The organism is Clostridium beijerinckii, assembly GCF_018223745.1.
Taxonomy (GTDB): Bacteria; Bacillota; Clostridia; order Clostridiales; family Clostridiaceae; genus Clostridium; species Clostridium beijerinckii.
Genome location: NZ_CP073653.1, coordinates 41,804 through 54,118, shown reverse-complemented (window position 1 = coordinate 54,118; position 12,315 = coordinate 41,804). Strand labels below are relative to the sequence as shown.

Sequence of the window (12,315 nt, the reverse complement as noted above, 5' to 3'; positions counted from 1 at the left end):
GATTTGATATAAATGAATTATCTAGATTTATTAAATGAATGTACTTTATGTAATAGAGATTGTAAAGTAAATAGAAATAATGGTGAAATAGGATATTGCAAAGCTAGCAATATCCTAAAAGTGGCTAAGGCTTCCCTTCATCTTTGGGAAGAGCCACCTATTTCACAAGGAAATGGTTCTGGTACTGTATTTTTTTCTCACTGTAATCTAAAATGCGTATTTTGCCAAAACTATAATATAAGTCAGGGGATTAGTGTTAATTCATCTTCTTCTGATTTTAATAAAAATAGTATTAAAAACACATCAATTGTTGGTGCAGAAATATCTATTGAAAGACTTTCTGAAATTTTTCTAGAACTTCAGAAAAAAGGTGCAAACAACATTAACTTAGTGACTCCTACTCATTATGTTCCTCAAATAATTGAATCCTTAAAAATAGCTAAAAAAAATAATTTAACTATCCCAGTTCTTTATAATACCAATAGTTATGATTCTATTGAAACTATAAAATTATTGGATGGATACATTGATGTTTATTTGCCGGACTTCAAATATTTTGATAATAAATATTCTCTAAAATACTCTAAAGTTAATGATTATGCTTCCAATACTATCAAAATAATAGATGAAATGCTAAGACAAGTTGGCACTCCCAATTTTGATTCAAAAGGAAATATACTAAAAGGAGTTGTTGTAAGGCACCTAATGCTTCCTGGACTCCTTTTTGATTCAAAAAAAATAATAGATATTCTATATAATAGATATAAAACCGATATTTATATAAGTCTAATGAATCAATATATTCCTATGTTTAATGCTTGCGATTATCCAGAAATAAATAAGAAGCTTAATCCAAAACACTACGATAGCCTAATCAATTATGCTTTAGATATTGGCGTAGTTAATGGATTTATACAAGATGAAGGTGCTAACATATCTGATTTCATTCCTGAATTTAATCTAGAAGGAATAGAAAAATAAATTTTTATCATACATATATCTTCTAATAATTTCATTAATTATAGCAGCTCCTATTCTAATCACAGCTATATAATGTAGCTGACAGAGAAAATGGGAACTGCTTCTACATCTAAAAACCATCTTAATATAATTCTAATAATAAAATTTAGGAATTCCTCTTTTATTATCTAAACCTGGTATAATCGGAGGCATAAATTCATTCATTCCAAGCGTACTTCTTAAACTTGAAGAATCTCTAAGTTCTGCTATCCTTGATACTCCAACATAGATGTCCGATATTCTATACCATGTTGCATAATCAACAATTCCGGTTTGTGGTAATGTAAATATTTGTTGAAATGTTTTTACTGCATCTGCTGTCTTTTGATTAAACTGTCCATCCTCAGCAACCTTAGGTATCAAAGGATAATTTCTAGCTATTCTATTCAATTGATTCTGGATAGTTCTTACTGCTGGACCTGAAGATCCTATAGTAAGCGGTTCACCAGGGTATGACTGTGGGCTTCCAGAAACTTTTTCAGCTGTAGTTAGTTCGATATCATTTCCATAATAATTTTTCAAAATATCATATGGAACCATTCCTTGTTGAGCTAATTGCTGACTTCCCCATTGGCTTAACCACTGAGGGCAGGTAACACTCTTTCCATCACAATATTGTGTCAAAAGTGGTTGTTTAGCTCCAACTCTCTTTATATAAGTAGAAAATATTTCATCTACAATAGCACTTATACTATCGTAAATATTTCTTCCATAATTAAATGCGTGATCATAAGCTGTTGAACTGGTAATATCAAAATTCTTTCCTTTTCCTCTGTACCATTCAGTATAAATTCTATTTAGCGTAAATGATACAATGCAGAATACATTTGCTCTTATAGCAGATTCATTCCAAGTTGAATATATTTCACTGGAAGCAACATTTTTAATATAATCTTTAAAAGGTACTTTATAATTTGGTGCTGATGGATCATTTGGCCCACCTTGGTGTACAATAATATATTCTGGAACTATTGGTTGAGGCAATACAACTCCAGAACTTGGTGGGGGTAACTGCTTTTCTGGATCCTCTGGTATTTTAGGTGGAAAATTTCCATTCAATGTATTTGGTTGTATATTTATAACCTCTTGTCTCATCATTCCCCTTCCTAAGTTACTTGTCAAATTACAAATCTGATAGGCAACCTGTGTAGGAAATACTTGACATCCTCTTATTACTATTGGGTTAAATCCATCTCTTTCAACCGTTATATCATATAAACTATAAGGCACTTGGTTGCTATTAGGATTCAAAGAATATTCTAAAGGTGGCGCTGTCAATTCAATTATTTGTGTCAATCCAACTGAATCTGTAACTAGCTGAATACTATTAACACTTTCAGCGCCTTGTGGTGTTCTTACAGTTATTCTGGCTCCATCAATTGGAATATAATCCTCCCCCCTGAAACATTGAATCTTTAACCTACCGATATTTGTTGAGGTATTTCCACTATTCGTATTCTCCATAACTTCCCTCTTTATATTTTTTCTCAAAATATTATATTTATTAGGTACGCTATTTGTTACCTGTATATCTCTTGAATTTATATTTCCTCTAGTCAAAATAGCATTTAAATCATTTTGTAACGCTCTTAAACTGTTGAATATACATACTTCACCATATCCCCATGAGGGATTTGGATATGTTACATCTGTACGTCTTCTTCTGGCTCCTCTTAATAAATAATATTTTAACCTTTGACCAAACAAATATGGATCATTTCCTTTAACTATTCCCCATTGCATCATTAACGCACATATTCCAGATACTTGAGGAGTAGCCATTGATGTACCTGTTTTATTATCGTATCCACCATTTGGTACCGGCCCTGCAATATCCTCTCCTGGGGCTACTAAATCAGGTCTTACTATATTCTGATCTTGTGCACCTCTTCCACTGAATGATGATAAATTATTGGTTCTATAATTATAACTTCCTACAGCTATTATATTATCTACTGTTGCTGGTATGCCAAGCGTATTATATTGATTAGGTTCTAAAAATTTAGTTGCAGGATTTAATCCTTCTAAAACCGGAAGCCATATTGAATATGCTCCTAAGTATTCATTCGTAACATTTATTTCTAATGTCCATACACCTTCAACAAGAAAGCCAGATCTAGCAGAAAGAATTATTCTGATTTCACTATTCAATTCAAAAGGTTTAGGTCCAGATATATATATATCGTATCTATCACTCCCTATTGTTCCTTGAATGTAACCTTCTTGTATATTAATATTTCCAGTTCCTTGGCTTGTTGGATTTATTATATTAACTGATATATTAGGTAATATTGTCTTATAAAAATTCATTACTATTGATTTTTCTTCGCTTGCTATATTAAAAATTTGCCTTTGTGTTTTAACTAATTGTCCGCCAACATGATGACCTGCATCACCTTCATTTCCTGCCGCAATAACAATAGATACTCTTTCCAAGTTAGATATAGTCCTAATGTATTGCTCTAGTAAGCTGCTTCCATCGTGTGCTCCATCATTAGTGCTAAGACTAATACTAATAACTAGCGGCATATTCAGTTCTTTACCTCTATCTATAAGAAATTTGATTCCCTGCATAATCTGAGAGCTTAAGATTGCAGTTCCCCTAGCAGCTTTAACCATTGCTATAGACGAATTAGGAGCTACACCTCTATACATAGGATTTATTCTTCCCCCACCACATGCGATTCCTGCAACGTGAGTTCCATGTCCACTATTGTCTATTGATGGAACTACTGAGAATGGATTATTGGATTTTATTGCTTCATTTATCATTTGCTTATTATATACATTTCCCCCTGTACTTAAATCATAAATGTATTCTATTCTAGTGGATGTTCCGGTCGAATCCATAAAAGCAGGGTGAGTATAATCTATCCCAGAATCTACAAAGCCGACTAATATCCCTTCACCTGAAACATCAAAATTTGGAGCCAATTGAAGTATACAGGATGCCCTATTACTTTCTTGGTCTTGCTCATATAAGTTCTTTGGTAATTCTATATATTGAATAGAATTACTCATTGATAGCTGTTCTAATTTATCTCTGGGTATATTAACAACAGCAAAGTTAAATCCTAAATCCTGAAAAGTTCCTCCTAAGCCTTCAACAAATGATTTTGTTTGTTCTTGAGTATCTCTATATAAAATAGTGAGCTCCACATTGTTACCCTGACTCTGATACTTATAACCTAGTTCATCTAATATAGCTTTTGGAACATTAGCTAATAATCCTATTGATGCATCTACCTTTGAAGATATTTGTGTCTCCAATTCAGGCATAATTACCACACCTTAATTAAATATATTCATAGATATACTATGCAATTAAATGTTTTAATGTAACAAAAACAGAGAATAACTGAAAAATTCAATTATTCTCTGTTTCTACCTACGCTTTAATTCTTCAATATAAGAGTTCTTACATTAGTTGTTTATAATGTAATTTCTAGTCTTTCTAATTTAGCAATTACATCTACTTCTTTTAATTCCATGGTTTCAGTAAGAAGACTTCCAGCATTGCTTACTAAAAGTAATTTAGAATTACCTAATACCTTTATTTGTCTTACTTTCCTTTTTCCCTTATAATCTATTAAGAAAAATCCGCTATTACTTATATCCTTCACAGCATGTGCAAATGCAACATCACCCTTTAGCATTCTAAATCCATTCATTTCATCATCTTCAATTTCTAAATAAAATACTTTATCTTGAGGATAATTCTCGATTTTATTTGAATGAATAGGCATCTCTTTAGAACCCTTTTTATTAGATAGTGAATAATCATATATTGGAACACTTCTAAGTACTGATGAGAAAGCATCAGTCCAAACTTCTGAACTTTCTACATTTCTTTTAGGAACTTCCTTTAAAGTTTTTCTTTCTTCCATCAATACTTCATCGGTAACAACCATGCTTATGTCATTTAAATCAGCTTTTAATACCTTGCCCGCTTTATCTATTAGTGATTCAGGTGCAACTTTTCTTCCCATTTCAACTTCATTTAAATATTTTTCTGCTACACCTAGTTTTTTAGCTAAAGCTTTAACCGTAAGTCCGCTCTTTTCTCTAGCTTGTTTTATATTTTCTCCTACACGACTCACTTTACTTTCTCCCCTTTTGTTGTTCTTTATACCATTCTCTTTCTTCAATTAAGTGCTCTAATAGATATTTAAAAGTCCACTTGTAATTCTGTGCTGTAGATACAGCAAGTACTCCACCTTGAATAAAGCTTCTAATATATCTAATAGTAACTTTCAATTGTTCATCCTTAAATCCATTGAAAATTAGTGCCTTTTCACTCAACTGCATTTCATCGTAAGAATCTTCATTTTTGTTTCCATTAATTATATCTTCTAATGTCATTAAAGTCATATTCTTATTAATTTCTATAACTTTAATATTCTGACTCTCAATTTTCTTAATTTCATCCTCTTTTAATCCATACGCTAATATACATTTATTATTTGTAGCCATCCATGACACCTCTCTTCTTTTTACTTACTATAGTCTTGTAGAATGGTATTTTTTACTCTTCAATTATTTCAGGCTCTTTTATTTCTTCCCCTTGCATATCTACTGTAACACTTTTTATTACTTGATCTTCATAAGGCCTATCTGACATATCAGTTTTTTGTGCAACAATCTTATCGGCTACTTCCATTCCTTCAATAACCTTACCAAATGATGCATACTGGCCATCTAAATGTGGAGCATCAGCTACCATAATGAAAAATTGGCTTCCTGCTGAATCTGGATGCATAGCTCTAGCCATTGATAATACTCCTCTTGTATGTTTTAAAGTATTCTTAAAACCATTGCCTGTAAACTCTCCCTTTATTGAATATCCTGGGCCACCAATGCCTGTTCCTTCTGGGCATCCCCCTTGAATCATGAAATTTGGAATAACTCTATGAAATATTAGACCATCATAAAATCCTCTATTGATTAAGTCTACAAAATTCCTCACTGTATTTGGTGCTGCCTCAGGATATAATTCTGCTTTTATAACTCCACCATTTTCCATAGTCATTGTAATAATTGGATTCTTCATCTTTAAATATTCTCCTCTCGATATCAATCTTAATTAGTATTATTATCTAAAACATAAATTTAAATTCATCCTTATATTATATATCTCAATAAATCTGAATCATATTTATATTTTAAAATTAATTAAACTATAACAAAAATCTATCACTTTATCATCATTTATTGAATTACAAATTTCTATATTCCCCTTTTCTTTAGAATCATTTAGTAAACCACTTTCAATTAACTTCCTCTTCAATTCTTGAGCAGTACCAAATCCACCATCAATAAGAGGTATTTCCTTTCCAATAACGTTTGATAAAGCCTTTTTTATAAATGGATAATGAGTACATCCAAGAACTATGGAGCTTATATCATTATCTAAGTAACCTTTGAACTTTTCCTTTAAGTAATACTCTAGATCTTCGCCCTCTACTATTCCCTGTTCTATAAATTCTACTAACCCTGCACATGGTAATGATATTATATTAGCCTCATTTTTATATTTATCCATTAATAATTTAAATTTCTTTTCCCTCAATGTCATAGGCGTTGCCATTATTATTATTTGACCTTTTCTATTTAACTTAACAGCTGGCTTTAATGCTGGCTCTATTCCTATTATGGATATCTGTTTATATTTACTTCTAATCTCTTCTATTGCTGCACTAGTTGCAGTATTGCAGGCTATTACAACCGCTTTAACATTTTTACTTAGTAAAAACTCAACAGCATCAATTGTAAGATCTCTTACCTCACTTACTTTCTTAGTTCCATAGGGTGCATTCTTTGAATCTCCGAAATATATAAAGTTTTCATTAGGCATGATAGATATTGCTTCTCTCATCACGCTTAAACCTCCTACCCCTGAATCAAAAAATCCTATGGGGTCAGTTTTTATATTCAAAACGTCCTCACTCCATTTTTTCAAATATTTATGTATGCACAAATAACTAATCAGATATATGAAACCACATTTCAAATCTAAAAATAATTTTGGTTGAATCTTAAGTATTAACTAATATTTAAAATTACAATAATAAAAAAGTAAACATAAATCTGATTTATTATTCTTTAATATATTTTATCTACAAATATTTTATTACTTTATTTATCCAATGTCTATAATTTCTGCTTTCCATCTACTCAATTTGATAATTAAATGAATTATCAAATATTAACTTATTTACATAACCTTTTTAATTACATTATTAAATATAATTTTATCAAAAAACTCTATATCATTCAGAATAAACGTCTTTTTATATAAAAATATTTTCATAATATATGCGAATTTTAGATATTATTTTAAGATTTTTGCATTATCATTGTATAAATTTACATGTTATTTATGATATAATGATTATTATTAATTTGGTGAGGTATAATCATGCGATTAATTCCAATTGAATGTGTAAGAGAAAATTCATTGCTAGGCAAAGACATATATACCCCTGATGGTAGATGTCTACTTAGAGCTGGTATTCTGTTAAACGATATTATGTTGCAAAAAATTAAGGAATATAAAATATTCTCTTTATATATAATTGATGACTATAGTTCTGCTGAAATTGAAGATGTTATAAAGCCAGAATTAAGGCAAAAATCTATATCTGTAATTAAAGAAACATTCTCTGATATAGAAAGAATAGCTTCTGTTCATAAATTTGAAAAGAGGAGTATTAGTGAGTATACAAAGCAGGAACAACAATATTTCAATTCAATTACTAATATAGCAGAAGAGTTATTAGATAATGTTTTATCAAATAAAAATATACTGATTTCTTTAGTTGATATAAAGAGCATGGATAATTATACTTATGCTCATTGTGTAAATGTTGCTGTAATATCACTTATACTTGGAATCAGCTTAAATTTATCTAAGCGCAATCTAACTTATCTCTGCATTGGTGCGCTAATTCATGATATAGGAAAATCATTTATTCCAAGTGAAATTCTTCAAAAGCCAGGTAAATTAACACCTGAAGAATTTGAAGTAATAAAAAATCATTCTCTATATGGATATAAATTTTTGAATAACTTTTTTAGCTTAAGCTCTCATATCAAACTTATAGTTCTGCAACATCATGAGAGATTTGATGGACTAGGTTACCCTAATAGTATATCTGGTAATAAAATCAGCTATCTCGCTAGAATTGTAAGTATTGCAGATGTTTATGATGCATTAACTTCTGACAGGCCTTATAAAAGAGCTATGTGTCCTAGTGATGCACTCGAATACTTAATGTCAAATGCCGGAACACTCTTTGATCATGATATGCTTAACGTATTCTGTAAAATTGTTATCCCATTCCCTCAGGGAACAATTGTAAGCCTTAGCAATGGTGATGTAGGAGTAGTTGAAGAGACTATGCCTAACTTTCCATTAAGACCAACTATAAAAATACTTAAAAGCGATTATCCTAATAAAATTGGTTCTAAAGTCAATTTAATAGAAAATCTTTCAATTGTCATTTCTGATATAAAATATGAAATATAAAATAAGCTACTAAATTATAAAATTTTTGTAGCTTATTTTTTATATATTCTTTAATTTTTCACTAGTTAATGAATGAAAGTTTAGATATATAGTATGAAAATTCATCTAGATTTTATGTACTTTAATTTATGCTTCTTCTATTTAGAAATGGATTCAAATTTGCTAATGCTTCAGCTTCTTTAAAACTTTTAGCTCTAAAAACTAACGTCCAACCATTTTTATCATACTTTCCAGCACACATTATGTATTTTTCTTGTTGTTTTATGTAATTACCCTGTTTATCTATAATTAAGCTTCTAATATTATCAATGCTTTTACAGTTTAACTTAACAAAAAAATTTCCCGATTCGTTCATAATACACATCTCCTTAGCAAACATATGTTCATTAATTGTATTATACAGAACATATGTTCACTTGTCAATATTTCCTTTTAATAATATATTTCATGAAAAAAACTAGGATATCATCTGTCATATCCTAGTTTTAATTTTTAAATAAGTGCAGTAACTTGATTAGTCTTTTTAATACCGCTTTAACTCATTAATTTTTATTTTGCTATATTGAATACTTCCAAATCCTTATTCTCATCAAACTTCTCAAGTTCCACATCTGCAATTGCTCTTAATGTATCTAATGCTGTAATTACTCCTAAGTTTCTCTCAACTGCTGCTCTTCTTATTAAGAAACCATCTCTTTTCGAATCATTTCCTTTTGTTGGAGTATTTACAACTAGGTCTACTTCTCTGTTTTTAACTATATCTAAAATATTTGGTTCTTCTTCATCTATCTTTCTTATTTCTTCTACTTCTATACCTGCTTCCTTCAATAAAGCGCAAGTTCCTGATGTTGCAATAAATTTGTATCCTACTGATGCTAGATCTTTTGCTATTGGTAGGAATTCTGCCTTATCATGCTTATTTATTGTAGCAAGTATTTTTCCTTTTTCCTTTGAAGGATACATATACGCTCCAACAAATCCTTTGTAAAGTGCTTCCTTTATGTTTCTACCAACTCCTAAAACTTCTCCTGTTGATCTCATTTCAGGTCCTAAGCTTACTTCAACATTAGGTAACTTTTGAGTTGAGAATACTGGAACTTTAACTGAAACTAGTTCAGGTTCCTTATATACATCTATTCCATATCCCAATTCCTTTAATTTAGCGCCAAGCATTACTTGTGTAGCTAAATCTACTATTGGAACTCCACTTACCTTGCTTATATATGGTACTGTTCTTGATGCTCTTGGATTAACTTCAATTACATATAATTCTCCTTCAAATTCTATGAATTGAATATTTATCATACCCTTTATCCCAATTGCTAATGCTAATTTTTTAGTATACTCTAATACATCTGCTTTAATTTTGTCAGATATATTTTGGCTTGGATACATAGTTACACTATCCCCTGAATGAACTCCAGCTCTTTCTAAGTGTTCCATGATACCCGGTATTAAAATATTCTCTCCATCTGATATGGCATCTACTTCTATTTCTCTACCCATTAGATATTTATCTATAAGTATTGGATTTTTACTGTCTTTAGCGAAAGCATTTTCTAAGTAGTATGTTAACTCTTCTTCGTCATGAGTTATTTCCATTCCTTGACCACCAATTACATATGAAGGTCTAACAAGTACTGGGAACTTTAATCTCTTAGCTTCTTCTAATCCTTCTTCTAAAGACCATATTCCTTTACCTTTTGGTCTTGATATTCCTAATCTTTCTAGTAATTCATCAAACTTTTCTCTATCTTCAGCCATATCTATTTGATCTGCTGTAGTTCCAAGCGTTACAATATTTTGTTCCTTTAAGAAGTTTGCAAGCTTAATAGCTGTTTGACCACCAAATTGAAGTATTACACCATCTGGTTTTTCTTTTTCTATTATATTTAAAACATCTTCTTCCGTTAATGGCTCAAAATATAACTTATCTGATACATCAAAATCAGTACTTACTGTTTCTGGGTTGTTATTAACTATAATAGTTTCAATTCCAAGTTTCTTTAGTGCTTTTACGCAATGTACTGACGCGTAGTCAAATTCAATACCTTGCCCTATTCTTATTGGACCTGAACCTATAACTATAACTTTTTTATTATTTGATACTTCTACTTCATCATATTGCTCATAAGTTGAGTAATAGTATGGAGATAATGCTTCAAATTCTCCTCCACAAGTATCAACCATTTTATATGAAGGCTTTATACTCCATATGTCTCTTAATCTATATACATCGTCTGGACTAACCTTTAGCATATCAGCTATAGCTTTATCAGAAAATCCTTTTTTCTTTAAATGATGTAACCATTCCTTATCTAAATCTTCTATTTTACTTAATTTTAATCTTTGTTCTTCTTCAACTATCCACTTTATTTTTTCTAAGAAAAACATATCGATTCCAGTAATTTTATTTATTCTATCTATCATGTAATCTCTTCTTATCATCTCAGCTAATGCAAAGATTCTTTCATCATCAGGCTTCATTACTATGCTCTTTAATTTTGAAATACTATATTCTTTAAATTTATTATGATCTAATGAATATTTTCCTATTTCTAAGCTTCTAATTCCTTTTAAAAACGCCTGCTCAAAATTGGCTCCAATAGCCATAATTTCTCCAGTTGCCATCATTTTTGTTCCAAGTTCTCTGTCAGCACCAAAGAATTTATCGAAAGGCCATTTTGGTATTTTTACTACAACATAATCAAGTGTTGGTTCAAAACACGCATATGTTTTTTGTGTAACAGCATTTTTTATTTCGTCTAATCCATATCCAAGAGCTATTTTAGCAGCAAGTTTTGCAATAGGATATCCTGTTGCTTTTGATGCTAGTGCTGAACTTCTTGAAACTCTCGGATTTATTTCTATAACTGCATATTCAAAACTATTTGGATTTAGCGAGAACTGTACATTACATCCACCTTCAATTCCAACTGCATTTATTATATTTATTGATGCTGTTCTAAGCATTTGATATTCTTTATCTGAAAGAGTTTGTGATGGAGCTACAACTATACTATCTCCAGTGTGTATACCAACAGGATCTATATTTTCCATATTACATACAGTAATACAGTTTCCATAAGAGTCTCTCATTACTTCGTACTCTACTTCTTTCCACCCCTTAACGCTCTTTTCAAGTAGAACTTGACCAATTGTGCTTAGTTGAAGTCCCGATTCTAATATTGTTCTAAGTTGTTCCTCGTCATCAGCGATACCACCGCCAGATCCTCCTAATGTATAAGCTGGTCTAACTATAACTGGATAACCAATCTTATTAGCGAACTCCAAACCTGCAGTTAAGTCAGTTACAATTTCACTCTTTATAACTGGTTCTCCAATCCTATTCATCATATCTCTAAATAACTCTCTATCTTCACCTTCTTTAATTGATGCAATAGAGGTTCCGATTACTTTTACATTGTATTTTTCTAATATACCAGAATCATGTAATTCTACTGCAAGGTTAAGTCCTGTTTGACCACCCATTCCTGCAAGTAAGCTGTCTGGTCTTTCCTTAGCTATTACTTTTTCAACAAATTCTAATGTTAATGGCTCTAAATAAACTTTATCTGCAACTTCTTTATCAGTCATTATTGTTGCAGGGTTTGAATTTACAAGTACAACTTCTATACCTTCTGATTTTAATGCTTCACAAGCTTGAGTTCCAGAGTAATCGAACTCTGCTGCTTGACCTATGACTATCGGACCTGATCCTATAACTAAAACTTTTTTTATATCTTTATTTAATGGCATTTTACTAA

9 protein-coding genes are annotated in these 12,315 nt (G+C 30.7%); 2 read left to right on the top strand and 7 right to left on the bottom strand.

All coding sequences use genetic code 11. The features are described from left to right. The first annotated feature begins 12 nt into the window (after window positions 1-12). A complete protein-coding gene (locus tag KEC93_RS00240) occupies window positions 13-981 on the top strand; it encodes a radical SAM protein (RefSeq protein WP_077868836.1) in 969 nt (322 codons plus the stop codon). A gap of 132 nt (window positions 982-1,113) precedes the next feature. Here the strand turns inward: KEC93_RS00240 and KEC93_RS00235 are convergent, their stop codons facing one another. From KEC93_RS00235 to murI, 5 genes are all read right to left on the bottom strand, one after another. Further along, the gene (locus tag KEC93_RS00235) at window positions 1,114-4,299 is read right to left on the bottom strand and encodes a S8 family serine peptidase (RefSeq protein WP_077868835.1); all 3,186 of its coding nucleotides are present in this window, start codon (window positions 4,297-4,299) and stop codon (window positions 1,114-1,116) included. A gap of 152 nt (window positions 4,300-4,451) precedes the next feature. After that, window positions 4,452-5,120, bottom strand: coding sequence for a helix-turn-helix domain-containing protein (locus KEC93_RS00230; RefSeq protein WP_017209542.1), 669 nt, complete (start codon window positions 5,118-5,120; stop codon window positions 4,452-4,454). A 1-nt stretch (window position 5,121) separates the two neighbouring features. Next, window positions 5,122-5,493: a DUF3783 domain-containing protein gene (locus KEC93_RS00225; protein WP_011967399.1), complete on the bottom strand. Its 372-nt coding sequence runs from the start codon at window positions 5,491-5,493 to the stop codon at window positions 5,122-5,124. Window positions 5,494-5,545: 52 nt separating this feature from the next. Next, on the bottom strand, window positions 5,546-6,070 hold the full coding sequence (locus KEC93_RS00220) for a peptidylprolyl isomerase (protein ID WP_039773411.1): 525 nt from the start codon (window positions 6,068-6,070) through the stop codon (window positions 5,546-5,548). A 105-nt stretch (window positions 6,071-6,175) separates the two neighbouring features. Continuing rightward, a complete protein-coding gene (murI, locus tag KEC93_RS00215) occupies window positions 6,176-6,955 on the bottom strand; it encodes a glutamate racemase (RefSeq protein WP_039773412.1) in 780 nt (259 codons plus the stop codon). A 483-nt stretch (window positions 6,956-7,438) separates the two neighbouring features. On the opposite strand from murI, the gene KEC93_RS00210 reads away from it, so the two are divergent. Then, window positions 7,439-8,548 carry an HD-GYP domain-containing protein gene (locus KEC93_RS00210; RefSeq protein WP_017209545.1) on the top strand — a complete coding sequence of 370 codons (1,110 nt, stop codon included), beginning with the start codon at window positions 7,439-7,441 and terminating at the stop codon, window positions 8,546-8,548. A gap of 121 nt (window positions 8,549-8,669) precedes the next feature. Here KEC93_RS00210 and KEC93_RS00205 read toward each other — a convergent pair whose 3' ends face one another. Together KEC93_RS00205 and carB are read right to left on the bottom strand one after the other, a co-directional pair. Next, entirely contained in the window at window positions 8,670-8,903 is a 234-nt protein-coding gene (locus KEC93_RS00205) for a hypothetical protein (RefSeq protein WP_017209546.1), read from the bottom strand. A gap of 194 nt (window positions 8,904-9,097) precedes the next feature. Further along, window positions 9,098-12,307: a carbamoyl-phosphate synthase large subunit gene (carB, locus tag KEC93_RS00200; protein WP_011967394.1), complete on the bottom strand. Its 3,210-nt coding sequence runs from the start codon at window positions 12,305-12,307 to the stop codon at window positions 9,098-9,100. Window positions 12,308-12,315: the final 8 nt, after the last annotated feature.